Origin of the sequence: Bacteroides sp. DH3716P (assembly GCF_025914115.1) — a bacterium.
GTDB classification, from domain to species: Bacteria; Bacteroidota; Bacteroidia; order Bacteroidales; family Bacteroidaceae; genus Bacteroides; species Bacteroides ovatus.
In genome coordinates this window covers 1,288,496-1,313,038 of the sequence record NZ_CP083673.1, presented here as the reverse complement: position 1 = coordinate 1,313,038, position 24,543 = coordinate 1,288,496, and the positions used below count along the sequence as shown (strand labels likewise).

The 24,543-nt window shown below is 42.3% G+C and carries 20 protein-coding genes; 12 read left to right on the top strand and 8 right to left on the bottom strand.

What is annotated here, in order from left to right; translation table 11 throughout:
* The first annotated feature begins 5 nt into the window (after positions 1–5).
* The 5 genes from KQP79_RS04690 to KQP79_RS04670 all read left to right on the top strand — a co-directional run bounded on the left by KQP79_RS04690 (position 6) and on the right by KQP79_RS04670 (position 7,493).
* Complete coding sequence (locus tag KQP79_RS04690; RefSeq protein WP_061447764.1) at positions 6–2,354, top strand: beta-galactosidase; 2,349 nt, start codon at positions 6–8, stop codon at positions 2,352–2,354.
* A 147-nt stretch (positions 2,355–2,501) separates the two neighbouring features.
* Positions 2,502–4,040 carry a polysaccharide deacetylase family protein gene (locus KQP79_RS04685; protein WP_061447765.1) on the top strand — a complete coding sequence of 513 codons (1,539 nt, stop codon included), beginning with the start codon at positions 2,502–2,504 and terminating at the stop codon, positions 4,038–4,040.
* A gap of 31 nt (positions 4,041–4,071) precedes the next feature.
* Complete coding sequence (locus KQP79_RS04680) at positions 4,072–6,573, top strand: hypothetical protein (RefSeq protein ID WP_061447766.1); 2,502 nt, start codon at positions 4,072–4,074, stop codon at positions 6,571–6,573.
* A gap of 230 nt (positions 6,574–6,803) precedes the next feature.
* Positions 6,804–7,118, top strand: a complete 315-nt coding sequence (gene trxA, locus KQP79_RS04675) for a thioredoxin (protein WP_004306576.1) — start codon at positions 6,804–6,806, stop codon at positions 7,116–7,118.
* 39 nt (positions 7,119–7,157) lie between these two features.
* Complete coding sequence (locus KQP79_RS04670; RefSeq protein ID WP_004306577.1) at positions 7,158–7,493, top strand: hypothetical protein; 336 nt, start codon at positions 7,158–7,160, stop codon at positions 7,491–7,493.
* Between the two features lie 212 nt (positions 7,494–7,705).
* On the opposite strand, the gene KQP79_RS04665 is transcribed toward KQP79_RS04670, so the two are convergent.
* Positions 7,706–8,431: an RDD family protein gene (locus KQP79_RS04665; RefSeq protein ID WP_008025064.1), complete on the bottom strand. Its 726-nt coding sequence runs from the start codon at positions 8,429–8,431 to the stop codon at positions 7,706–7,708.
* A gap of 101 nt (positions 8,432–8,532) precedes the next feature.
* Between KQP79_RS04665 and KQP79_RS04660 the strand changes: the two genes are divergently transcribed.
* The 6 genes from KQP79_RS04660 (at position 8,533) to KQP79_RS04635 (ending at position 14,792) form a co-directional block, all read left to right on the top strand.
* Positions 8,533–9,495 carry a stage II sporulation protein M gene (locus KQP79_RS04660; RefSeq protein ID WP_055235680.1) on the top strand — a complete coding sequence of 321 codons (963 nt, stop codon included), beginning with the start codon at positions 8,533–8,535 and terminating at the stop codon, positions 9,493–9,495.
* Positions 9,476–10,414 (top strand): hypothetical protein, encoded by a 939-nt coding sequence (locus KQP79_RS04655; RefSeq protein ID WP_004326239.1) that lies wholly within the window; start codon positions 9,476–9,478, stop codon positions 10,412–10,414. The genes KQP79_RS04660 and KQP79_RS04655 overlap by 20 nt, the downstream gene beginning before the upstream one ends.
* A 16-nt stretch (positions 10,415–10,430) precedes the next feature.
* Positions 10,431–11,048, top strand: a complete 618-nt coding sequence (locus tag KQP79_RS04650; protein WP_061447767.1) for a DUF4129 domain-containing protein — start codon at positions 10,431–10,433, stop codon at positions 11,046–11,048.
* Entirely contained in the window at positions 11,045–12,316 is a 1,272-nt protein-coding gene (locus KQP79_RS04645) for a DUF4350 domain-containing protein (protein ID WP_061447768.1), read from the top strand. The genes KQP79_RS04650 and KQP79_RS04645 overlap by 4 nt, the downstream gene beginning before the upstream one ends.
* Before the next feature lie 11 nt (positions 12,317–12,327).
* Positions 12,328–13,302: an AAA family ATPase gene (locus KQP79_RS04640; protein WP_015531362.1), complete on the top strand. Its 975-nt coding sequence runs from the start codon at positions 12,328–12,330 to the stop codon at positions 13,300–13,302.
* Between the two features lie 179 nt (positions 13,303–13,481).
* Positions 13,482–14,792: a DUF58 domain-containing protein gene (locus KQP79_RS04635; protein ID WP_061447769.1), complete on the top strand. Its 1,311-nt coding sequence runs from the start codon at positions 13,482–13,484 to the stop codon at positions 14,790–14,792.
* A gap of 68 nt (positions 14,793–14,860) precedes the next feature.
* Here KQP79_RS04635 and KQP79_RS04630 read toward each other — a convergent pair whose 3' ends face one another.
* From KQP79_RS04630 to KQP79_RS04615, 4 genes are read right to left on the bottom strand one after another with little or no spacing between them, the layout of a single operon-like run.
* Complete coding sequence (locus KQP79_RS04630; protein WP_004307942.1) at positions 14,861–15,088, bottom strand: immunity 17 family protein; 228 nt, start codon at positions 15,086–15,088, stop codon at positions 14,861–14,863.
* Positions 15,085–15,498: a tRNA (adenosine(37)-N6)-threonylcarbamoyltransferase complex ATPase subunit type 1 TsaE gene (tsaE, locus tag KQP79_RS04625; protein ID WP_061447770.1), complete on the bottom strand. Its 414-nt coding sequence runs from the start codon at positions 15,496–15,498 to the stop codon at positions 15,085–15,087. Before tsaE ends, KQP79_RS04630 begins: the two co-directional genes overlap by 4 nt.
* A gap of 13 nt (positions 15,499–15,511) precedes the next feature.
* Positions 15,512–16,321, bottom strand: coding sequence for a metal ABC transporter permease (locus tag KQP79_RS04620; RefSeq protein ID WP_004307944.1), 810 nt, complete (start codon positions 16,319–16,321; stop codon positions 15,512–15,514).
* Positions 16,321–16,764 carry a hypothetical protein gene (locus tag KQP79_RS04615; protein ID WP_032811120.1) on the bottom strand — a complete coding sequence of 148 codons (444 nt, stop codon included), beginning with the start codon at positions 16,762–16,764 and terminating at the stop codon, positions 16,321–16,323. Before KQP79_RS04615 ends, KQP79_RS04620 begins: the two co-directional genes overlap by 1 nt.
* A gap of 172 nt (positions 16,765–16,936) precedes the next feature.
* Between KQP79_RS04615 and KQP79_RS04610 the strand changes: the two genes are divergently transcribed.
* On the top strand, positions 16,937–17,935 hold the full coding sequence (locus tag KQP79_RS04610; protein ID WP_061447771.1) for a M28 family metallopeptidase: 999 nt from the start codon (positions 16,937–16,939) through the stop codon (positions 17,933–17,935).
* A 56-nt stretch (positions 17,936–17,991) separates the two neighbouring features.
* On the opposite strand, the gene KQP79_RS04605 is transcribed toward KQP79_RS04610, so the two are convergent.
* The 3 genes from KQP79_RS04605 to KQP79_RS04595 all read right to left on the bottom strand — a co-directional run bounded on the left by KQP79_RS04605 (position 17,992) and on the right by KQP79_RS04595 (position 24,347).
* Positions 17,992–18,741 (bottom strand): N-acetyltransferase, encoded by a 750-nt coding sequence (locus KQP79_RS04605; protein WP_032851604.1) that lies wholly within the window; start codon positions 18,739–18,741, stop codon positions 17,992–17,994.
* Between the two features lie 346 nt (positions 18,742–19,087).
* Positions 19,088–21,100: a RagB/SusD family nutrient uptake outer membrane protein gene (locus tag KQP79_RS04600; RefSeq protein ID WP_061447772.1), complete on the bottom strand. Its 2,013-nt coding sequence runs from the start codon at positions 21,098–21,100 to the stop codon at positions 19,088–19,090.
* A gap of 13 nt (positions 21,101–21,113) precedes the next feature.
* Complete coding sequence (locus tag KQP79_RS04595) at positions 21,114–24,347, bottom strand: SusC/RagA family TonB-linked outer membrane protein (RefSeq protein ID WP_008018912.1); 3,234 nt, start codon at positions 24,345–24,347, stop codon at positions 21,114–21,116.
* Positions 24,348–24,543: the final 196 nt, after the last annotated feature.

Genomic DNA, 24,543 nt, shown 5'->3' with positions numbered 1-24,543 from the left:
ATATTATGAAGAAGAAAATTTATGCAGCTTTAGCGTTTGCTCTATATGCAACCACTTTTCATGCACAGCAGATTTATGAGCTTTCCGCTCCGGTGAAAGAGAAGACTATATATACGGGACACCTCAAGATGGGGGGCAGTAACCCGTCGGGTGGAAATATTTCCGTAAACAGCTATTATATGTCTATCGACGGAAAGCCTGTGATACCTGTTATGGGAGAGTTCCATTTTACCCGTTATCCCCGTGCACAGTGGGAACAGGAGATTGTAAAGATGAAAGCCGGTGGGGTGAATGTATTGCCAACCTATATTTTCTGGGGATTACATGAGGAAGAGGAAGGCAAGTTCTGCTGGAGCGGCAATAAAGACCTACGCCATTTCATAGAACTTTGCAAGAAGCATGACATGCCGGTCATCGTACGTATCGGCCCTTTCTGTCACGGTGAAATACGTAACGGCTCCATACCCGACTGGCTTTTCGCCCGTCCGGTGGATGTACGCAGCAATCAGCCTCTATACCTCTCTTACGTAAAAAGACTTTATGGCGAGATAGGCCGGCAACTGCAAGGATTGTATTATAAGGATGGCGGTCCGATCATCGGTTGCCAGTTGGAAAATGAGATGCAGCATTCTGCATCTCCTTGGGGAGTGAATTATCCCGGTGAACCGTTGGATTTTACTGTGGCAAGTTATGACATTGACTATGCTATGATTGGCGTAAGTGTAATGGATAAGAAAGTCACTACCGCCGAACTTGGGGAGGAACACATGCGTACCCTTAAAAGAATGGCACAGGAAGAAGGTATTATCACTCCGTTCTATACAGCCACCGGCTGGGGAAACGCAGCTGTTATTGACAATGAAGCAATTCCTGTGACATCCGCCTACACCTATCCTTTTTGGGAAGAACCGAGAATGTCGCCTTTCTGTATGTTCAAAGATATACACCGTGTGCCTGATTATGCTCCGGTGCGTTATGATGCGGAACGATTCCCCTCGTTCTGTGCGGAAATGGGTGCAGGAATACAGATGATTTATCGACGCAGACCTATCGTTACGGCACGTGCAGCACAGGCGTTGATGATTCGTACGCTCGGTAGCGGAAGCAACGGCATCGGATATTATATGTATCACGGAGGAAGCACTCCACTACGTCAGGATAATATAGGAAGTTATCAGGACGAACCGATGGGGATGCCCAAAATCTCCTATGATTTCCAGGCTCCTCTTGGCGAATTCGGACTGGAACATCCGTCTTATCGTTACCTGCGCACCATCCATTCGTTTCTTGCCGATTTCGGCAGTAATCTTGCTCCCATGGAAACCGTATTACCGGAAGGTTGGGATAAAATGACACCCGAAAATCGTGATGACTTGCGTTATGCTGCCCGGATGAAAGACGACAGCGGATTCATTTTCATGATAAACTTTCAGGACCATGACACATTGCGGCATGATATGGACGGTCTGCAACTGCAACTGAATCTTCGGAATGAAACACTACGCATACCTGAACAGGGAACTTTTACATTGCCGAAAGATGAAAGCATGATTCTGCCATTTAACTTGATGCTCGGAAGTGCCAGACTTCGTTATGCTACGGCACAACCTCTGATGAAAATCAATGATAACGGTATCGACCATTATATTTTCTTCGCCCCGGAAGGTATGAAACCGGAGTATTGTTTTGATGCCCGCACCGTCAAAGGTAAGGCTAAATACACCGTCACAAGCGGTCTGAAAAGTACTATTACTGTCACACCCCGTAACGGTAAGAAAATAAAAATAACGACACTGAATCATGAACAGGCACTTAATGCCATCAAGGTGGACGGGCAACTATTGATAACGACAGCTACCGTATTACCGACGGCAGAAGGTATCACCCTGCAACAACTTGGAAATAACGCCTTTGATTATATTTTGTACCCTTCGGCAAAAGGATGGCAATCACAAACAGTACAGGTTCAGCCTGTCAGCCCCGAATGTCGTGTAGAGAAGATAACCACTCGTCGTATTACCGTAGCTTTCAGTGATACCGTTCATACCCCGCAAGTGAATGAATACTTCATGAAGATAGATTACACGGGTGATGTGGCAATGGCCTTCCTCGGCGGAAAGATGGTACAGGATGAATTCTGGCATGCCCAACCATGGATGATTGGTCTTAACCGCCATAAAGAGATGATGAACAAAGAAGCTATGTCGTTCTACTTCCGTCCTTTGCGTTCGGATGCTACTTGTCTGCAAGATTTGCCCCAGTCTGCTATTCCTGATTTTAAAGGAAATAACCAGGTGCTTGAAATTAAGAACGTGGAGATTATTCCTCAATATCAAGTGGAGATAAATAAATAGTTCATGTGAATCAGTAGTTGAATGTAAATCGAAACCGAACTTTCAACTACTGATTCGTATCCAATCATGAAAATCAAAAAAATGTGCAGCGATATGCCAGATTGTAGAACGGAGTACTTGATAACAAGAAATAAGCAGTTTTTCTGCATGACAATCTTTTTTCTTTTTTTGTCTCTTTCTGTCAAGTCACAAACAGTAAGTGTTGCTGATTTCTTGGGTGATCGTCAAGCCGCAGTGAGCCTTACTTTTGATGATGGTATCCAGGAACATTATACTTTAGTAGCTCCCCATTTGAATCGGTATGCACTTCGGGGCACGTTCGGGATAAATGGCAAATTTATGGGGGATATTGATGACCATTTTGCCCCTCGACTCACTTGGGAAGAATGTAGGCGCATGGTGGCTGACGGTCACGAGATATGTAACCATTCATGGAGTCATCCTAACTTGACAGCTATAGACAGGCGTACTCTTTTAATGGAAATTAGAAAGAATGATTCCATTATTGAGGCCGAGACAGGAGTAAAACCCACAAGCATTCTTTACCCTTTCAATGCAATGACACCTCAAGTGAGAGCTGTCTGCGAGGAAGGGAAGGTGGGGGCACGCCTTGAACAGTTCGGTCTCGGACAACGGAATTCAGGTTGCACTGCGGCATCAATAGATACTTGGTTACGTCAACTTATTCATGATCGGCGGTGGGGGGTGACCATGGCCCACGGGATTTATACAGCGTGGGATCAGTGGAATGAGCCGTGGGTTCTATGGAGTTTTTTTCGTGAACTTGCTTTCAAGAAAGACTCGGTATGGGTTGATACTTTCTCGAATATTCAAGCTTATGTGAAAGAACGGAATGCTGTCACTCTAACAACTCGTTGGTGTAATAACACCTTTATAATTACTCCAGTCTTGAGTCTTGATAGCAAAATATTCCGTATGCCACTCACCTTGAAGGTTGCCGGAATGGAAAAGAATCGATGCATGAAAGCTGTTCAGGGCGGCAAAAACCTTCAAGTATCATATCGGGGGGATTATCTTACTATTGATATCAATCCTTATGGAGCACCGGTCGCAGTGAGTTATATGAAGGAAAAAACGCTTGAAGGAAAAACGATGTGCGTTATTGGAGATAGTTATGTGTATAACCATGGTTGTCCTGTTTCAGAGACTTGGCATTATAAACTGGCAACAAAGCATGGCATGAAGTATCAGAATCTCGGACAAAACGGCAACAGTATCGCATTCGAGCGTGACAGTATATATGGAGCACCATTATATAAGCGATACAGTATTATTCCGGAAAACGCTGACTATATACTCATCATTGCCGGTCATAATGATGCATATTTGGTAAACGGAGATATTGATCGGCAAAAAGTGTTGTGCCAACGTTTGGATGAACTGCTGAAAGGGTTGAAAAGGAAGTATTCCGGTGCCAAAATTGGTTGGGTCACTCCCTGGAATGTAGCCTATGAAGGATTTCCGGTGACAATAAACATCATAGAGGAAATATGCCGTAAAAATGACGTCAAAGTTTTAAATGCTGCATATACTAGTGGTATCAATCCCAATGACCCGGTTTTCCGGTCACGCTATTTTCAAGGGAAAGATGACAATGCTCATCTTAATAACGCCGGTCATAATCTGTTAATGCATTGGGGAGAACAATTTGTAATGGGTTTGTAGCCCTGAAATTAGTATCATAATCATAAATATCATGAGGAAAAGCTTATTTACATTATTAATAACTCTTCTCGGCACAATGGGATATTGTGCCGAGAAGGTATATATGGACAAGCAGGGCGTGATACGTTGGACGGAGAATAAAAAGGAAGTAGCCTTATTCGGTGCCAATTATTGCCTGCCTTCTGCTTGCGATTTTCGTGCGGCAGGTTATGTTGGCGGTGAACGTAAGCAAATGATTGTGGAAGACCTGGAACATTTCAAGCGAATGAACTGGGACGGATTACGTCTCTGCTTTTGGGGAGACTATCAGAATACGGATCGTGAGGGTAATCTGCAAGAGAACGAACATTTGCATCTGTTGGACTATCTGATTGCCGAAGCGGATAAACGGGATATTTATATGTTGCTTAGCCCTATCGTGACCTATAATTCACAATGGCCGGAAATGAGTGATACGACAAATATCGGTCTGGCTAAATATTATCCTAAAAATACACTTATACACGATGAGCAAGCTATTCGTGCACAGGAAAACTACATGAAGCAACTGCTCAATCATCGTAATCCTTATACTGGTCGCTCCCTGAAGGATGAGCCGAACATATTGTTTGTTGAGCTTATCAACGAACCTACCCAATTTCCGGAAGACATTCCAGGTATGGTGCGTTATATCAACCGGATGTGCAAGGCAATCCGGAGTACCGGTTGTAAGAAGCTGACTTTCTATAATGTCAGTCAAGACTTCCGTGTGGCTCCTGCTATTCGGAAATCGGATATACAAGGTTCTACTCACGCTTGGTATCCGAGTGCGTTGAATAACAATTATTCCATTGAAGGAAACGGTTTGTTGTTCGTTGACCGTTACGAGCAAATGCTTCATCCTGATTTACGCGGAAAAGCAAAAATTGTTTATGAATTTGATGCAACGGATATGGCTTCCGGTTTTATGTTCCCGGCTATGGTGCGTGAGTTCCGTAGGGGCGGTATCCAGTTTGCTGCCATCTTTTCTTATGATATGCTGCGTACAGCCCCGATGAATTTAGGTTGGCAGACTCATTTTTTCAATATGGTCTTTACTCCTTCAAAGGCGGTAAGCAGCATGATTGCCGCTGAAGTGATGCGTCGTATCCCGCGTGGCAAACACTTCGGGTATTATCCGGACAACAGAACTTTCGGTGATTTCCGGGTGAATTACGATGAGCAGTTGAGCGAATTAAATTCCGGAGATATGTTCTATTATTCAAATACTACGTCTACCCGTCCCAAAAATCTGGCAGCATTGAAGCATATTGCCGGAGTCGGCTCTTCTCCGGTAGTCCGTTACTCGGGAACAGGTATTTATTTTCTTGACAAACAGGATAATAATACTTGGCAACTGGAAATCTACCCTGATATAATGGATATAGATGATCCTTATAAAATGCTGAATAAACACAGGGTGTCAAGAAAATCAGCGTACAATGAACGGAACATTCAAATAAAGCTTCCCGGTCTGGAAACTGAAATGATTGTATTGCCCGGAAAATATCTGCTGTCAGATGGAAAGATAGTTAGCAGGGAAGAACTTCCTGCCAAAGATTTCTATCAGACTCCGATGAAAGAGTGGAAAATAGCCAATCATACATGGGCGGAGTTTACAGCTGATAAAGAGGTGACATTCCGGTGTGAGGTGTTCGGCCCCAAACGTCCTCAACAGGTAGATGTTTATCTGATGCTGAAACCTTGGGGATGCAAGCGCATACCGATGACAGCGGAAGACGGCTTCTTCTATACGGCGAAAGCCGATATAAGCTGGCTTGCTAAGGGGGATTATGAGTATCATTTTGGCATAGATACGGGAGATGATACAATCTTGTTTCCGGAAAAGACGTATTGCACTCCCGAACGGTGGGACTATTATGAACAAGCTACTTACGCCATGCGTCTGATAAACGAAACAACTCCTTTGTCTCTTTTAGGACCACAGGACAATTGGAAGCATATCCGTCGTACACGCACGTTCAGGAGCCCTGAATCACAATTCAGCTCGGTAATATCAGGACCGGAATTGCTGCCTGCCTTTCAGCTTTCTGTTCCTGATTTGGAGAAAAAGGGAGATTATATAGCTCCTTGTGATGTGACTTTTTCCCATTATATAGGTGATCGGATAACTTGTCGGAGTAAAGGTAAGACGGCTCCTGCATATATTCGTATTCGCGCTTATGGATTGAACAATACTGATAAAGCCATTTGCAATTTTGTAGATAAAGAGGGAAGAGGATATGGTGCTGCGTTTAATTTGAAAGCTGAAGCATCGGATATTCTGATTCCGGTATCCGACCTTGTACCGACTAAGGCGGCTATGTTACCGCAGGATTGGCCGGGAGTGAATCCTTATTGGTATCCGGCTTCTGCACAAGAGAATAATGGTATTGCGTTGGATTGGAAGATTATCGAATTTGTTCAAGTTTCACTTCGAGAGGAATTGTACAATATCGGAAATCAGAAGAATAAGGGAGTTGTTGTAGAAAGGATTGATTTATTATTTCAGTGATAGTTGGCTGATATCTGAATGATATGCTTGTCATTGCTTCATATTTACCATAATAGTTAATTATTTAAGGTTCATTTTTAGGGGTGAAATTAGACTTTTCCAGTAAATGGATGATTCTCAATGATTATTATAAAACTTCCAATTAAAGTCTATCATAATAGGATAAATTGATTATATTTGTGGCGAGAATAAGCTAACGAAATAACATTTAATAATTAATACTTAAAAAAATGGCTTTAGAAATTACAGACAGCAACTATAAAGAGGTTCTTGCAGAAGGAAAACCGGTTGTTGTAGATTTTTGGGCTCCTTGGTGTGGCCCATGCAAGATGGTGGCTCCTATCATTGAAGAATTGGCTGCGGAGTTTGAAGGACAAGTAATCATCGGTAAGTGCGATGTAGACGAAAATGGTGATATGGCTGCTGAATATGGTATCCGTAATATTCCTACTGTATTGTTTTTCAAGAACGGTGAAATAGTAGACAAACAGGTAGGTGCAGTTGGCAAACCGGTATTCGCAGAAAAGGTGAAGAAGCTTTTATAGTCGATAATACTTAATACTTATCACTTAATACTTAAAAAAATGGGACTGGAAGACGATTTTTTATTAGCAGATGCCGATGACGAAAAGACCATCGAGTTTATCAAAAACTATCTGCCTCAAGAACTGAAAGAGAAGTTCTCGGACGATGAATTGTATTATTTTCTCGATTTAATCGACGAGTATTACTCTGAAAGTGGCATTCTCGACGCTCAACCCGATGAAGACGGCTATGTCAACATCGATTTGGAAGAGGTTGTGGCTTACATTGTAAAAGAAGCCAAAAAGGATGAAATAGGGGAATACGATCCTGAAGAAGTCCTCTTTGTGGTTCAGGGAGAAATGGAATACGGAAACTCTCTGGGACAGGTGGACTAAACGACGTCCGGTCTCATTGCAGATAAAATTAAGATAAGGGGTGTGCTCTGTGAGTATACCCCTTTTTTTTTGCGGGCTTTTTCTCAAACAGTTTTATGTTATGAGAAAAAGTTCTCACTATAATGAGAAAAAATACTCATTGCTATGAGAATTAATTCTCACTACAGTGAGAATAATCCCTTGCCTGAATAGTCTGAAACAGCGTATTCTGGTTATATTTCTTCCAATGCATAATACTGATAATCGCGAAGTATCGTCTGAAGAAATTTTTCCTGATTACCCTCACGAGGAGTAACGGAAAGTAATTCCTGTACTTTTTTGGCAAGTGCCGTGATACGTCTTGCCCGGTCTTTTTCGCTGGATTCCAAAGTCCGGGTAATTACATTCACTTGTTCGAGAGATAAATCAGCCGACTGGGGATATACCGGATGATAATTTTGGGTCAGATAGTCGAATTCATCCAGGCTGACATGTATCTTACGATAGTTTTTCTCTTTAATTACCATAGTGCCGGCAGCTAGATCCCCTAATCGTTGGTTGTTCTTATTCAATAAAACGACCAGAAGTCCAAGGCCACTTGTGATGGGACCATCAATTGGGAAAAGAAGCCATCGTAACAGATAAGAGCCGATGCTTGGAGTAGAACCGTCTACTTTTACGACACGGATATTGATGAGTTTTTTGCCAAAGCTCTGTCCGTGATTGAACATCTCGCAAAGAAAAGAATAACCGAGAATCGGTAAATAAACGACGCACAGAAAAAAGAACAAACTGAATCCTGACGGTAAACTTAATTTAGACAAGAGCGTAATAGTGGACAAGATGTAAAGCCCGATCAGAAAATAATCGATGATTAAAGCCATCAGTCGTTCGCCGATACTGGCGGGCGTTTGGCTGATACGAACGAATTGTCCGGTTATTATCGTAGATTCTGCCATTTCAGGTTAAACATTTTTAGGATTCCGTTGCAAATATATCATAATTCTCTTATTTTTGCTTCCGGTTTCGGACAAAACTTATCCGAAATCTATTGAAAAGCATGAAAGAAGTAACGTTTATTCGTCGGAACATTGAAAAATGGAAGGAGACAGAGAAAGTTGTGGAGCGGGCGGCAAGTCTGTCCCCCGACCAACTAGCCGATACGTATACGGACTTGACAGCTGACCTGGCATTTGCCCAAACACATTTCCCAACTTCCCGTATTACTATTTATCTGAATAATCTGGCTTCAGCGTTGCACAACGAAATCTACCGCAATAAACGCGAGAAGTGGACACGGATTATTACCTTCTGGACACAGGAAGTGCCACGAACCATGCACGATGCACGGCGCGAATTACTGACCTCCTTTTTGATTTTTGTTGCCAGCGCATTAATCGGCGTATTATCAGCAGCGAATGACCCGGATTTTGTCCGGCTGATATTGGGAAACGGTTATGTGGATATGACACTCGACAATATTGCCAATGGGGAGCCGATGGCCGTATATAATGGTTCTTCCGAAGTGCCGATGTTCTTGGGCATTACACTTAATAACGTGATGGTCTCTTTCAACTGCTTTGCAATGGGATTGCTGACTAGTTTTGGAACAGGGTATATGCTTCTCTCCAATGGTATCATGGTAGGAGCTTTTCAAACATTCTTTTATCAACACGATTTGTTGTGGGAATCCAGTCTAGCCATCTGGTTGCACGGAACGCTTGAGATTTGGGCAATTATCGTGGCCGGTGCCGCCGGATTGGCTTTGGGCAACGGCTGGTTGTTCCCCGGCACCTATTCCCGCTTGGAATCTTTCAGAAGAGGAGCGAAGCGAGGCTTGAAAATAGTGATCGGCACTGTTCCGGTGTTCATTATGGCAGGCTTTATAGAAGGTTTTCTTACCCGGCACACAGAGCTTCCCGATGTGTTGAGGCTTGGCGTGATATTCACTTCTCTGGCATTTATTATATTCTACTATATTTATTTACCAAATAGAAAAAAACATGGAATCACAGAAACCTAAGATTGCGATGTACGTGAAACGTCCTTTCGGTGAGAAGTTGAACGCTTCTTTTGATTTTATAAAAGAGAATTGGAAACAATTGTTTAAGTATTCAACTTATCTGATACTCCCTATATGCTTAATTCAAGCCGCAAACTTTAGCGGTTTAATGGGAAGTATGACAGATATTACTGCTATGCAGGCGTCCGGAGGAATAAGTGATAATCCTTTAGCTGCTCTGGGACCTTCATTTGCACTGAATTATGCAGGAGTTATCTTTTTTTCATGTTTGGGAGCTTTGTTGATGACTTCCTTGATTTATGCGATGGTACGATTGTATAATGAACGGGAAGAACGCCTGAACGGGGTTGTATTCGGCGATATAAAATCGTTGTTGCTCCGTAATATTAAAAGACTGTTTTTGATGGGGATCGCCTGCAGCTTTTTATTCATCTTTGCGGTGATCTTTATTGTTTTATTGGCTGTATTGACACCTTTCACACTCATTCTGACCATCCCGCTTTTATTCGCGTTTATGGTTCCTTTGGCATTAATGGCTCCCATCTACTTATTTGAAGACATTTCGTTGGGTGAGGCATTTGCAAAAACATTCCGGTTGGGATTTGCTACCTGGGGAGGCGTCTTTCTAATTTTAATTGTGATGGGGATTATTGCCAGTGTGTTACAAGGAATCGTTTCTATACCCTGGTATGTGATCTATATTGTAAAAATGATCTTTACGATGAGTGACGGAGGTGCCACCTCTTCATCAGTCGGACTGAACTTTGCGCAGTATTTGTTCTCTATCCTGATGTTGTATGGTTCTTACTTATCGGCTATATTCGGTATCGTCGGTCTGGTTTATCAGTATGGTCATGCATCGGAAGTGGTGGACAGCATAACGGTAGAAAGTGATATTGACAATTTTGATAAACTCTAAACCAAATCTCCACTAGATGAATCTCACTTCCCCGGCTGATACACTAGTCTGTGATACGGCGCAGATTGCCCTCTGGCAGTCTGATCCGGCATACAACTATAACCGTGAACTGATTACTCCGGAGATGAATGTCTTTGAGTGGATCAGCCGACAGTTTGGGGAATTGATGCGTAAGATATTCGGCAGTCATTTTGCTGAAGAGTATTCAGGGCTTATCCTGGTATGTATTGCCATTCTTCTTTTGTTGCTGATTGTTTGGTTCGTCTATCGGAAACGCCCGGAATTGTTTATGGTCTCGCATAAAAATGCGTTGCCTTATACAGTTGAAGAAGACACCATTTACGGAGTAGATTTTCCGGGAGGGATTGCGGAAGCGCTTTCCCGTCAGAATTACCGGGAAGCAGTACGTTTGCTCTATCTGCAAACTTTGAAACAACTTAGTGACGCTGAACGTATTGACTGGCAACTTTATAAAACGCCTACCCAGTATATCAATGAAGTCCGGCTACCGGCTTTCAGGCAACTGACCAATCATTTCCTGCGGGTACGTTATGGCAACTTTGAGGCGACGGAAGAACTCTTCCGGACAATGCAGACCTTGCAGGAAGAAATAGGGAAAGGAGGCGTCTCATGAAAGGAAGTCGCTGGTTCATTGTCTTTATTGTCGCTTTTCTATTCATCATGTTTGCAATAGAATATCATTTGCCGAAGAATTTTGTGTGGAAGCCCACTTTCGGACATCATGATGAGCAACCTTTCGGATGTGCAGTATTCGATAGTGTATTGTCTTCTTCTTTGCCACAGGGCTACACTTTTTCGAGGAAAAGTCTCTATCAATTGGAGCAGGAAGATACGACGCAACGCAGAGGTATATTGGTTATCTCTGATAATTTGCGATTGTCGGACGTCGATGTAAACGCTCTGTTGAAAATGGCGGAACGCGGAGATAAGGTCATGTTGGTGAGTACCTTGTTCGGCAGATATTTGGAAGATACCTTACAGTTCAGGTCTTACTATTCTTACTTCAGTCCGATGGCTTTGAAGAAATATGCAACTTCATTTTTGAAAAAAGATAGCTTGCATTGGATAGGAGATTCGACGGTTTATCCCCGTCAGACTTTCTATTTTTATCCCCAGTTGTGCTCCTCTTATTTTTGGGGAGATTCACTTCCGGAAAGGGTGTTGGCACAAAGAGTTTTTGAGTCGAATGAGTTCCGGTATGAAACAGAGGCGGACTCGTTGACAACGGATAGTCTTGTTTATATGCCTGTAGCGATGTCCCGTCGGTGGGGGAAAGGAGAAGTTATTTTAGTTTCCACTCCTTTGATTTTTACCAATTACGGAATGTTGGACGGCAAAAATGCAACCTATATCTTCCGTTTGTTGTCGCAGATGGGGAAGCTTCCCATCGTTCGCACGGAGGGGTACATGAAAGAAACTGCACAGGTGCAGCAATCACCTTTCCGTTATTTTCTTGCACATGAACCGCTTCGTTGGGCTTTGTATCTGACGATGATTACCATCATACTCTTTATGATATTCACAGCGAAGAGGCGGCAACGGGTGATCCCTGTTGTTCACGAGCCGGCCAATAAATCTCTTGAATTTACCGAACTGATAGGCACGCTTTACTTTCAGAAGAAAGACCATGCGGATTTAGTTCGCAAGAAGTTTTCCTATTTAGCCGAAGAACTTCGGAGAGAGATTCAGGTGGATATTGAAGAAGTGGCCGACGATGAACGCTCTTTTCACCGGATTGCCCGGAAAACCGGAATGGATGCCGGAGAGATTGCTAAATTTATCCGCGAAGTCAGACCCGTGATTTACGGAGGACGTGTTATTGATGCGGAGCAGATGAAGGTATATATCGATAAAATGAATGAAATAATCAATCATATCTAAAGAAGAAATTTATGGAAGAGAATACAGAACAGCGAGTAGATTTAACTCTCTTTTCCGAGAAGATACAAGAGTTGAAAGACCGGATTGCTTCCGTCATAGTTGGGCAGGAGCAGACAGTCGATTTGGTACTGACAGCGATTTTGGCTAATGGACACGTATTGATAGAAGGTGTTCCGGGAGTTGCGAAGACACTGTTGGCCCGTTTGACAGCTCGTCTGATTGATGCAGACTTCAGTCGTGTCCAGTTCACTCCGGACTTAATGCCGAGTGACGTATTAGGTACGACTGTGTTTAATATGAAAACCAATGGTTTTGATTTTCATCAGGGACCGATTTTTGCAGATATTGTATTGGTCGATGAAATCAACCGTGCTCCTGCCAAGACACAGGCTGCCTTGTTTGAGGTAATGGAAGAGCGCCAGATCAGTATTGATGGAACGACTCACCGGATGGGAGATCTTTATACGATTTTGGCTACCCAGAATCCGGTAGAGCAGGAGGGAACATACAAACTTCCCGAAGCACAGCTCGACCGTTTTCTGATGAAGATAACGATGGATTATCCTTCATTGGAAGAGGAAGTGAATATCTTGGAACGTCATCATACCAATGCCGCATTGGTGAAGTTGGACGACATCGTTCCCGCTATTACCAAAGAAGAACTGCTGTCGCTTCGTGCTTTTATGAATCAGGTATTTGTAGACCGCACGTTACTTCAATATATCGCATTGATTGTACAGCAGACCCGTACCAGCAAAGCTGTATATTTGGGAGCTTCTCCACGTGCATCTGTAGCCATGCTGCAATCGTCGAAAGCGTATGCTCTTTTGCAGGGACGTGATTTTGTGACACCGGAAGATATCAAGTTTGTAGCTCCTTATGTACTTCAGCACCGTCTGATCCTGACTGCCGAAGCTGAAATGGAAGGCTATTCTCCAGTGAAAGTGACGCAACGCTTAATTGATAAAGTGGAAGTACCAAAATGAAAAGATTTATGATTTATGAATTCTGATTTATGATTTGGGCTGCGCGTTGGATGTCTGACCCTATTCATAACATAAATCGAAGAAATCATAAATCGTAAATTATAAACTGTACGTAAATTGTAAATTGTAAGTTGAAGAAATTATAAATCATAAATCATAATTCATAATTCATAAATCATTTGTTTCTAACTCGTCGTTTCTATATTGCCCTTGTCCTGGTTATCCTGTTGTTGGGTAGCGGATATGTTTTTGCTCCGTTCTTTGTTATCGGGCAGTGGGCACTCTTTGTCTTGCTTTTGGTGGTACTGGCAGACGTATATTCTCTTTATCGTATTCGTGGAATCCATGCTTTCCGCCAGTGTGCCGACCGTTTCTCTAATGGCGACGAAAATGAAGTAAGTATTCGGGTAGAAAGTAGTTATCCGCATCCTGTATCTTTAGAAATCATAGATGAGATCCCTTTTATCTTTCAGAAACGTGATGTCGACTTTCAGGTGAAGCTTGGAGCAAACGAGGGAAAAACAGTTACCTATCGTCTTCGACCTACTCATCGTGGTGTTTACTCTTTCGGTCATATTAGAGTTTTTGTGACCGGAAAAATCGGCTTTATATCCCGGCGCTATACTTGTGCAGAACCTTTGGATATCAAAGTGTACCCGTCATATCTGATGCTCCATCAATATGAATTGTTGGCAATAAGTGATAATCTGACAGAACTGGGAATAAAACGTATTCGCCGGGTTGGGCATCATACGGAGTTTGAGCAGATTAAAGAGTATGTAAAGGGGGATGATTACCGTACGATTAACTGGAAAGCAAGTGCCCGTCGGCATGAACTTATGGTGAATGTGTATCAGGACGAACGCTCACAGCAGATTTATAATGTGATCGATAAAGGTAGAGTGATGCAGCAAGCTTTCTGTGGAATGACCTTGCTGGATTATGCAATTAATGCTTCGCTGGTGCTTTCGTATGTTGCCATGCGGAAAGAAGATAAAGCCGGATTAGTGACTTTCGATGAACACTTCGATACTTTTGTGCCTGCTTCCAAGCAATCGGGATATATGCAGACATTGCTGGAAAGTCTTTATAGCCAGCAGACCACTTTTGGGGAGACAGACTTCTCGGCTCTTTGCGTTCATTTGAACAAACATGTCAGTAAACGTAGCCTGCTGGTACTATATACTAACTTCTCGAGCATAGGAGGAATGAACCGTCAATTATCTTACCTGAAACAACTAAACCGCCAGCACCGTTTGCTCGTAGTCTTTTTTGAAGATGTCGATTTGAAGGAATATATCGCCCAACCGGCAAAAGATACGGAAGGGTATTATCGGCACGTGATTGCAGAAAAGTTCGCTTACGAGAAGCGGCTGATTGTATCTACTTTGAAACAACATGGCATCTATTCTTTATTAACTACACCGGAGAATCTTTCAATTGATGTGATTAATAAGTATCTGGAGATGAAGTCACGACAGTTGCTTTAGACATAAGAACAAAAGAACATATTTTTGTAGTCTTTTGTACTTATGTTCTTTTGTCTAAAAAAAATGTGTCAAAGAGTGATGGCTTTCCGTGTTTCCACAAAGAAGAATATAGCCATTCCAATGATGATAATTCCCAGTATCCCATAGAAGAGTCTTGCCCGGTTGCGTCCTACATTCCGGACAATGGTTTGTGCGTTGCGCGTTGTAAAGAACCAGTCCCAGTTCAGCAATGACGCCAGCAGGGAGACGATTCCTGCTAGCGCAAAGATTCCTTGTACGATATATTGTCCGGTCATAGTCTGATTACTCTATTTCCGTCTTCCAGTTCTTCAATCGTTACTTTTACGGCATTTCCCGGAAGTAATTCTTCTACCAGTTCCGGCCATTCGATAAAGCAGAGAGCGCCACTGTAGAAATAGTCTTCGTAGCCCATGTCATACACTTCGCTTAGTTTCTTGATGCGGTAAAAATCGAAGTGATAGATTAACTCTCCGGTTTCGTCCGAACGGTATTCGTTGACAATGGCAAAAGTAGGAGAAGTGATAACATCCGTTACGCCCAATTCTTCGCAGAGCGCTTTGACAAATGTCGTTTTGCCGGCACCCATCTTTCCGTATAAAGCAAATACAGTGTTGTCGCCCATAGCAGCGATAAATTCACGGGCTGCTTCATAGATACTTTCCAGTGATTGAATTTTGATTTCCATATACTATCTATTATTATGACTTTTTCCTGCAACAACTCTTTCCGATTTTACAAACAGCGTAAATCAGGATAGAGAAGAATATGATGGAAGCTCCCGAAGGGACTTTCCAGTGATAAGAAATAAATAATCCACCCAGGCAGCCCAAGAAACCGATGCCGATTGATAACCAGATAATCTTCTTGAAACTATAAGTGAACAAGTTGGCTGTCATCTGTGGAATGGTGAGAAGAGAAATGGCCAGTACGATGCCTACCATACGCAGGCAGGCTACAATTGTCAGCGCAATGAACATCATCAACACATATTCGAATATCTCTACCGGAATCTTTTGCGAACGTGCAAATTCACGGTCAAAAGCAATATATACGATAGGGCGGATAAACAGATAAAAGAATCCGGTCAGTATTAGTGCCAATATGCCGAGCATCCATAAATCGATTTGGTTGATGGTCAGGATATTGCCAAAGAGGTAAGCCGATAAGTCAGGCGCAAATCCCGGCGACAGGAAGCTGAACATAATTCCGAGTGCCATCCCTAACGTCCAGAATACTGCAATGGCAGAATCTTCGCGCATATCTTTCCGTCTGCTAAGCCACTCGACACCAAAAGCCGATAATACCGAGAATACGGCTGCCGAGAGTATCGGGGAAATTCCGGCAAACAATCCTAACCCGATCCCTCCGAAAGAAGCATGAGTGATTCCTCCGCTGATAAATACCAGGCGGCGGGTTACGATATATGTACCGATAATCCCACAGGCAATGCTTGCCAGCAGACTTCCCAATAGGGCGTGTTGAAAGAATGTATATTGTAGTAAATCCATCACCTCTCATCTGCTTTTTTTACTTCTACGTTTCTTCTTTCTCCGATAATCAGAAAAACTTCGTCTTTGAGATCATCCGGTAATTCAATGCCACGGAGCTGAAGGCTACGTATCCATCCGGCCACTTCTACATCCAGTGTCGTATACAATACATCCCGAAACATTTCTGTTTCTTCTTCTGTATACGCATCTCCTGCCCTGCCAATGAACTGATCCAGTTCTTCGTCATCGTAATATTCTATTTTTTTGCTGACAGCTGCCAGCAGGCTATCCCGTTCGCATACTTCGTGTTGTCCGCAGCATTCCACATCTACTTCCTTCACTTCCGGCATACGGTCCAGTTCGCCCTTTTCTATTTTCTTTTGCAGTCTTTTGTTGCGGATAATTCCGGCTATCAGCGCAATGACACCCAGCAACACCAGACTTATAATAAGTATCCACATGACAATATAACAGTTACCAATCAATTTTGTGCAAAGTTACTTATAAATTTGCATTCTATCATGTATGCTATCTATTTCTTTCGTACTTTTGTATGTTACCTACAAAATAAACATTGGCGGGTGAATTAAATTTCACCAATCAATGAAAATGACTTAAGATATTTGAAGTACAATGAAGAGAGATTATTTACTATTAGCGTTACTGTTGGTTGGAAACATTACTTTTGCCCAATCTCCTATTGAGAGGGCCTTGAATACAATTAACCGTTCCTCTGCCGAAGCTACTATCAACTTTTTGGCTAGTGATGAATTGCAAGGGCGTGAGGCTGGGTTTCATGGTTCGCGTGTGACTTCAGAATATATTGTTTCTTTGTTGCAATGGATGGGAGTATCGCCTTTGGCTGACAGCTATTTCCAGCCTTTTGATGCTTACCGTAAAGAACGTCAGAAAAAAGGACGTCTGGAAGTACATCCTGATTCCATAGCAAAACTGAAACAGGAAGTTCATCAGAAGCTTACCATGAGGAATGTATTGGGAATGATTCCCGGTAAAAATACCAAAGAATATGTGATTGTGGGGGCTCATTTCGACCATTTAGGTATTGATCCTGTACTTGATGGCGACCAAATATACAATGGTGCTGACGATAATGCTTCCGGTGTATCGGCAGTGCTGCAAATTGCAAGAGCCTTTTTAGCCAGTGGACAGCAACCCGAAAGAAATGTAATCTTTGCTTTTTGGGATGGAGAAGAAAAAGGACTGCTAGGCTCTAAATATTTTGTACAAACTTGTCCTTTCCTATCTCAAATCAAAGGCTATCTGAACTTTGACATGATTGGCCGTAACAACAAACCTCAACAACCCAAACAAGTCGTTTATTTCTACACAGCCGCCCATCCGGTCTTTGGGGATTGGTTGAAAGAGGATATCAGAAAATACGGTTTGCAATTGGAACCGGATTACCGCGCCTGGGAAAATCCGATAGGAGGAAGTGATAACGGTTCGTTTGCCAAAGTAGGTATTCCGATCATCTGGTATCATACGGACGGGCATCCTGATTATCACCAGCCTTCCGATCATGCCGACCGATTGAATTGGGATAAGGTCGTAGAAATCACCAAAGCCTCTTTTCTCAATATGTGGAAGATGGCAAATGAGAAGTCTTTTTAATGAAGCAGATAAAATACAATCCTGATAATTAGCGGGAAAAGTCAGGATTGTATTTCTTATTTTTTGAGTATTCTTTTTAAATAGTCGATAGGTGGCAAATTCACAGTCTCAAAACTTCCTTTATAAAATACAGCAAAATTATTAAAAACACACGGTAACTCTTTTGCTTTCTGTAGCGTATCTACTTGAATAAAAGAAACAGGGACATCATTTGCTTCACAATATTGTTTGATCATTTCAATGTATTTATAGATGTAGGGGCATTGCATATCATAATAAATCGTCAGTTCCTCACTTTCTATTTTCAGATTTTTGGCATTTGGCGCAAATTGCGGTACTGTTCCGTCGAAAGAAAGAGCAAGCAATTCATATCCGTTATCAGTAGTGTCAACCACCTCAAAACCAAATTTCTTTGCAAATGATTGGTCGGAAAGCCAGCTCTTCTGTTTTTTTGCCCCAAGCATACAAATGCCGGATCTACCTTTTTCTTTGGCATCGGCTATACAGTACTCTATTAATGCTTTCCCATATCCGTTTCCTCGGGGGCTACCTAGCACCCATAAACAATACAGATAATAATAGTTGTCGCCGATGACGGGAACCCAAGCTGTTTCAAGAGGGGCATATTCAATAAAAACAGTAGCTTTGGCGTTTAACTTTCTAAAGACATGGCCTTCATTCAGCCGGTCGGAAAGCCATTGCCGTTTTGCTTCAATACCAGGATGAGACTTTTTGCTGCGGATGATGCAGCATAAATGCTCATTAGAAAGATTTTCTGTTGTTAAGTTTGTAAAGTCAGTATTCATATACACCTTTGTTTCAAGTTAGATATTATCAATCGGATAGTGTAGTAATTGTAATACTTGATTAGCCCGGTTGACAGATAAGCAAATACAAATGTAGTGAATTTTGCGGATAATCTCTGTTGGGTGACTATGGAAATCATAAAGACTTTTTATACATCTGCAGAGGATGTTGAACGAGAACTCATGCGAATGTAAAACTTCATTGCCTAACTTAGGATTAGATTGACCGCAGTTCTACCTAATCTGGAGCGAGACAATGAAGTTTATAAAAATAAAAAGATAACAGATATATAATATTAAGGTCGATATATTTGTAAACTCAAAGAGTTGTTCTTTTATCTTTTTATTATTCTACAGGTTGTGCGCCGGTGTCGCCTTCAATCTTCCATCCCGGGTTCTGATAAACGACTGAACTTGTAAAATCATTCTTATCCGAGGCTGTCTGACGAAATACAGCCATACCTATCGGATTCAGATAATGAGCAGGTGTAAAGAGGAATCCCTTCTGCCCGGCAATCAGATTATTCTTCGTGATTTTTTCGTATGGAAGAATATATTTACTTAAATCAGGTGAGGACATATTACCTTCTGCCGGATCTACTTTACATAAATCTGCCAGTTGCGTTTCATAGTTGCTTCCCCAGTATAGCATACCTTCTACACGGTAAGGTTTGGATATCAACTGGTCGCATGCACGCCAGCGTTTCAAGTCTTCCCAGCGCAAAGCTTCTGCACAAAGTTCGTTACGGCGTTCACGGCGGATATTATATAACGTCGCGTCTATCAATTGGCCATGAGAATAAGCACCGAAATCGCCTTTAGCCTCTTCGCTCATCTGTGTTGCAGCGATTGTCTTATTATAGTCTTCGTCCACTTTGGCGCGTCGGCGTAAAGCTTTCCAATATCCGTCGGCTGTTCCGTCGATTCTACCATTTTTTTCATACGAAGCTTCCATGTAAATCAACATGGCTTCTGCCGCACGGAAAACAATACCACCTGATGTTCCCGCACTATGGTCATTTGCCATGTGACTGGAGTAGTGTTTGCCTTTTTTGATGATGAATCCGGTTGTTGCCAAACTTCCTTTATCGCCATAAATGAAACGGATTGAGCAATAACTGGGAGTTCCGTCATCACCGTAATAATTCACATCACCTTTATTTTCGGTGTTGGCATCACCCGGCTTTTTGGTAAAGATAACAATGCGTGAATCACGATTCTGTAAAGTGGAATTTACTCCTTCTTTCTCCCAATCGGGATTATAACCGGAACCGGCTGCATAGATGGGAAGCCCATTGCGCATCAGGAACGAATTGACCATGCCACGAGTCCATCCGGAACCACCGCCATTGCGTGCCAACTCCATTTGCAAGTTGCTGGTTACCAATCCTTCCTTGAACTGTTTCCACATCAGTATTTCATCATATCCTTCCATGTTTTCATCGCAGAACATGGTGTAGTAAGGATTGATGGAAACCAGACTGGCGTTCATACCTTCGGGGGTATCGGTATTGTCTGCCAGTTTTCCGACGATATAGTCGCCTACCACTTTTGATGACTTCATTGCTTCATCAAGAAAATAAGCCACTTCTGCATCACTATTAAAACCGCTTACATCTGCGGGATTACCCGGCCATCCTTTTCCACCGGGTACAAAAGCTGTTCCTTTGTGATACTTTTCCCAAGTTGCTTCGAAGAGGGCAACGCGTGCACGTAGCAAGTGAGCTACGTTTTTGCTGATGCGATTCTTGCCACCGGGACTTTTATCAAGCAACAATTCTGTTGCTTTTTGCAAATCGTCCAGAATGAAGCGTGCCACCTTATTACGCGGCTGGCGCTTGCTGGATTCCACCAAAGTCTCTTCTATGTCGGGCAATGCAGTAGTGATAATAGGTAGATCTCCTAAAGAAACCAATAATTTATAATAATTGTATGCCCGGATCACGTACATTTCTCCGATATAATGCTTCACATTATCCTGATTGCCGGTAATAGTGCCTGCTTCGAATTTCGGTAAAGTATTATCAAAGAAATAGTTGCAGGTTCGTATTTTGCTCCAGTCCCATTCGCCTTCACCAGACGGCACCTTCTTTTGCCCGGGTATCCAGAAGGCCGGTGAGTCACCACTGGCTTGGTTATCAGTATCATTATCTTTGCCGAAGAAATTGATGCCATACGCATCGGTCACTGTTTCAAATGGGTAAGCATTGATTGTGTATGCAGCCAGATCACTTTCGGATGCAAAATATTTTTCAGGAATTACTTTATCCAGTGGTTCCCTGTCGAGAAAATCATTGCAACCGGTCAGTCCGCCCAATAGCAATGTTCCTATTGTCAAAAGTTTAATATGTTTTTTCATAATCGTTTATCATTTAAAATGTTGCACTTAAACCGAATGATACAGTCTTGGATAGCGGATAGGTACATCCGTCCCAGTTGCCGATGCCAACAGTTTCGGGGTCAAACGTATCGGCCAGACTGGTAATAGTAAATAAATTCTCTGCTGAAACAAAGAATCGCAGATTGTTTACGCAGAATTTCTCTGTCAAAGATTTAGGTAATGTATAACCTAAAGTAACGTTTTTCAGACGGCAGTAAGCCGCATTTTGCAAATATCGGGTCTGTGGATTACGGTTTCTATCATTCTCGAGAGGACGCGGATAATAACCACCCAGGTTAGCTCCTAGCGGATTAGTCGTATCTTCTCCGCGGAAATAGTCCAGATGAGGTTTGAAAAAGTTGGTTTGCCAGTAGCCTACTGCTCCCCAGAACATTGTAGAACCACTCCCCGGCATATAATCACGTTTCATCGTTCCTTGGAAAAATAATTTAAGGTCGAACCCTTTCCAGGCGGCATCCAGATTCAAACCAAAGTTGTAGCGTGGTGTACTGTTGCCTATTTTCTTCAAATCACCATGATCAGCCAGTGTTTTGTTACCTCTGCTGATCTGGCCGTCACCGTTCAAATCCGCATACATGATGTCACCTGCTCCCCAGCCGGAACCGAGTACATCCTGTGCGCCATTGGGCATACCGGCCAAATGATCTTTCATCTCTTGATCGGTCTTTGCGATGCCGATTGTTTGGAATCCCCATATATCACCTACGTGAGCGCCTGCATAATACGTATTATTATTGTCTTTATCTAAAATTGTGTTTGACGGATTGGGGTATTTATCAATAACCACTTGATTGTCTGACAAAGATAAGGTAACTCCATACTTAAAGTCGCGTATCTGGTCGCGCCAGTTCACCTGTATTTCCCAACCTTTGGAAGTCATATCGAGGTTGTTTACTTTGGGAACGGCAATGCCTAAGAGGTTGGGTAGTTCGGGGGCGGGGCCTACCATGTTTTTAGATTTACGCTGGAAATAGTCGAATGTTACATTCAAACGATTGTTGAGCATAGATAAGTCGAAACCTAAATCCAGTGTTTGCGTCTTTTCCCATGTCAGTAAGGAAGATACCAGCGCAGATTCTTTGGAAATATTTGGTTTTACACCATTTACCAGCCAACTGCCTAGTGCGTAATTGCCCCATTGGTCTTTGTTAATATCAATAGTTCGATAGAATGGATACCAGTTATCTGTGTTTTGGTTGCCCAATTCACCCCATGAACCACGTATTTTGAATGTGCTGATTAAATCGGTCAGGTCTTCAAAAAATGCTTCACGGGCCATGTTCCATCCTAAGGAGAATGATGGGAACAGATTCCAGCGGTTATCTCGAAGGAAACGTGAAGTGCCGTCATATCTCATATTTACTTCAGCCAGATAACGTCCTTTGTAGTCGTAATTAACACGTCCGAAGAAGCCGGCTGTAGCCCATTCGGAGTACCCTCCTCTGTTTTGTGCATTTGTCTGCGTGGTGTTTAAGGTAGCCACTTCCGACATGATACCGTCTTGGGAAGCGGTAATATCACGTTGTTTGAATAGTTCGCTCTGAAAACCCAGCATCACTTTAAAGTTGTGCCCGCTTTCTAATGATTTGCCGTATTCGGTAAAGATGTTCGGATTGAAGAAATTACTCTTATAAGCATATTCTGTAACGCTGGAAGTTTGATTGGCAATAATGTAGGGATTTTTACTCACATCATAACCATAAACGGTTTGATAATCGGTATGGTTGAAATTATAGTTGGAACGGTAGTTCAATTCTACGTTAATTTTCCAGTCTTTGATGGGTTCCACGATGAAAGCAAGCTGGTGTGCCATCACGTCTTTTTGTGATTTATATCGGCCTCCTTCTGTTAATTGGTAAATCTTGGATTCGACAGTATAGAATCCGTTTGGGTCTACTACCGGAATGACAGGCCAGTAGCGACATACATCGAAATAGAATACATTACTTTTGATATCGCCTCCGGCAAATGAAGGAGCTTCATAATCCGTCCGGTTAAAACGCATACTATAACTTATTTTCAACCATTTGGTTAAGTCCGCATTGATTTTTGCAGTAAAGGAGTAGCGTTGTTTGTTATCATCTCCAAACTTCAAGAGACCTCCTTGGTCCAGATAATTCGCAGAAAGATAATATTGTATTTTATCCGTTCCACCATTTACGCTCAATGAATGCTCGTGGGTAAAGCTATTACCAAATAACGTTTTTAACCAGTCGGTATTGCCGGTAGGCATCACGTCTTGCCGTTGGGGATCATCGAATGAATTCCATCTTCCCGCATCGGTCGGCCACATATATTGTGTGCTTTTTCCTGCTTGAAAATCCAGAATTTGTTGAAGTTTGGTGGCGCTATACATGGGAGTCTGTCCACCATTAGTTAACTGGTCATTGACTGCCAGAGCAAAATTGTATGAATCTGCCATTTCAGGCATATTCAAGGGAGATACAAAACGGAAGTTGTTATTATAGTTAACTACCGTTTTTCCCGACTTACCTTTCTTTGTTGTAATCAGGATGACTCCACCTGGTGCCCGCGAGCCATAAATGGAGGAAGCGGCTGCATCTTTCAGTACAGAAATATTCTCAATGTCCTGTGGATTGATAGCGTTCATGTCTCCCTCCATACCGTCAATGAGCACCAATGGTTCTACCTTTGAACCAGCTCCAATTGTTCCAACACCACGAATATTGAATTTTTTGTCTGAACCTAAGGAGCCACCACCATCACCAGTAGAGATATTCATCCCCGGAACCATACCTTGCAAAGCTTCTATGGTAGAGTTAACGGGACGTGCCGAAATTTCTTTTGCTCCTACCGTAGATACAGATCCTGTTACATTCACTTTCTTTTGTGTACCAAAAGCAACCACAACAACTTCATCCAATGTTTGTGTATTGTCTTTAAGGATGATATTCAATGATTGTCCTGTGAATTTGATTTCTTGAGTCTGATAACCAACAAAAGAGACTACAATAATATCTCCGGTTTTTACATTGTTTAAAGAGAAGTCACCGTTGATTCCGGTGATTGTACCGTTCGTCGTACCTTTGGCTACGACGGATGCACCGATGATGGTTTCACCTGCTGCATCTTTTACTACACCCTTACAAGTAGTACCCTGTTGTACAACGGAAACTTTTAGAGTGCTTTCACCAGTTTCCGGATAAGCTGCTTCTACTGACATTGTCAGTAGGAACAACAACATACTAACTGACTTTAGTTGTTTTAACATAGCATTGAATTTAGAGTTTTTCCTAGAATCCGGAATTACTTTTAATAAGTTCTTTCAGAACTTATTCCGTGCGTAAAACGTTGGATTCAAAGCCTTAAATTCAAAAAAAGAGTCTTCTTTTAAGCGATCTTTTCTACTTGTTTTATACCCATTTTATATCTATTTCGTA

What these genes read in the sequence shown, in the direction of transcription:
- KQP79_RS04645 (WP_061447768.1), top strand. Translation starts at nt 11,045, where the DNA reads ATGAAAGGAAGTCGCTGGTTCATTGTCTTTATTGTCGCTTTTCTATTC.
- KQP79_RS04680 (WP_061447766.1), top strand. Translation starts at nt 4,072, where the DNA reads ATGAGGAAAAGCTTATTTACATTATTAATAACTCTTCTCGGCACAATG.
- KQP79_RS04630 (WP_004307942.1), bottom strand. Translation starts at nt 15,088, where the DNA reads ATGACCGGACAATATATCGTACAAGGAATCTTTGCGCTAGCAGGAATC.
- KQP79_RS04610 (WP_061447771.1), top strand. Translation starts at nt 16,937, where the DNA reads ATGAAGAGAGATTATTTACTATTAGCGTTACTGTTGGTTGGAAACATT.
- KQP79_RS04685 (WP_061447765.1), top strand. Translation starts at nt 2,502, where the DNA reads ATGACAATCTTTTTTCTTTTTTTGTCTCTTTCTGTCAAGTCACAAACA.
- KQP79_RS04640 (WP_015531362.1), top strand. Translation starts at nt 12,328, where the DNA reads ATGGAAGAGAATACAGAACAGCGAGTAGATTTAACTCTCTTTTCCGAG.
- KQP79_RS04595 (WP_008018912.1), bottom strand. Translation starts at nt 24,347, where the DNA reads ATGTTGTTGTTCCTACTGACAATGTCAGTAGAAGCAGCTTATCCGGAA.
- KQP79_RS04665 (WP_008025064.1), bottom strand. Translation starts at nt 8,431, where the DNA reads ATGGCAGAATCTACGATAATAACCGGACAATTCGTTCGTATCAGCCAA.
- tsaE (WP_061447770.1), bottom strand. Translation starts at nt 15,498, where the DNA reads ATGGAAATCAAAATTCAATCACTGGAAAGTATCTATGAAGCAGCCCGT.
- KQP79_RS04670 (WP_004306577.1), top strand. Translation starts at nt 7,158, where the DNA reads ATGGGACTGGAAGACGATTTTTTATTAGCAGATGCCGATGACGAAAAG.
- KQP79_RS04600 (WP_061447772.1), bottom strand. Translation starts at nt 21,100, where the DNA reads ATGAAAAAACATATTAAACTTTTGACAATAGGAACATTGCTATTGGGC.
- trxA (WP_004306576.1), top strand. Translation starts at nt 6,804, where the DNA reads ATGGCTTTAGAAATTACAGACAGCAACTATAAAGAGGTTCTTGCAGAA.
- KQP79_RS04615 (WP_032811120.1), bottom strand. Translation starts at nt 16,764, where the DNA reads ATGTGGATACTTATTATAAGTCTGGTGTTGCTGGGTGTCATTGCGCTG.
- KQP79_RS04620 (WP_004307944.1), bottom strand. Translation starts at nt 16,321, where the DNA reads ATGGATTTACTACAATATACATTCTTTCAACACGCCCTATTGGGAAGT.
- KQP79_RS04605 (WP_032851604.1), bottom strand. Translation starts at nt 18,741, where the DNA reads ATGAATACTGACTTTACAAACTTAACAACAGAAAATCTTTCTAATGAG.
- KQP79_RS04690 (WP_061447764.1), top strand. Translation starts at nt 6, where the DNA reads ATGAAGAAGAAAATTTATGCAGCTTTAGCGTTTGCTCTATATGCAACC.
- KQP79_RS04650 (WP_061447767.1), top strand. Translation starts at nt 10,431, where the DNA reads ATGAATCTCACTTCCCCGGCTGATACACTAGTCTGTGATACGGCGCAG.
- KQP79_RS04660 (WP_055235680.1), top strand. Translation starts at nt 8,533, where the DNA reads ATGAAAGAAGTAACGTTTATTCGTCGGAACATTGAAAAATGGAAGGAG.
- KQP79_RS04655 (WP_004326239.1), top strand. Translation starts at nt 9,476, where the DNA reads ATGGAATCACAGAAACCTAAGATTGCGATGTACGTGAAACGTCCTTTC.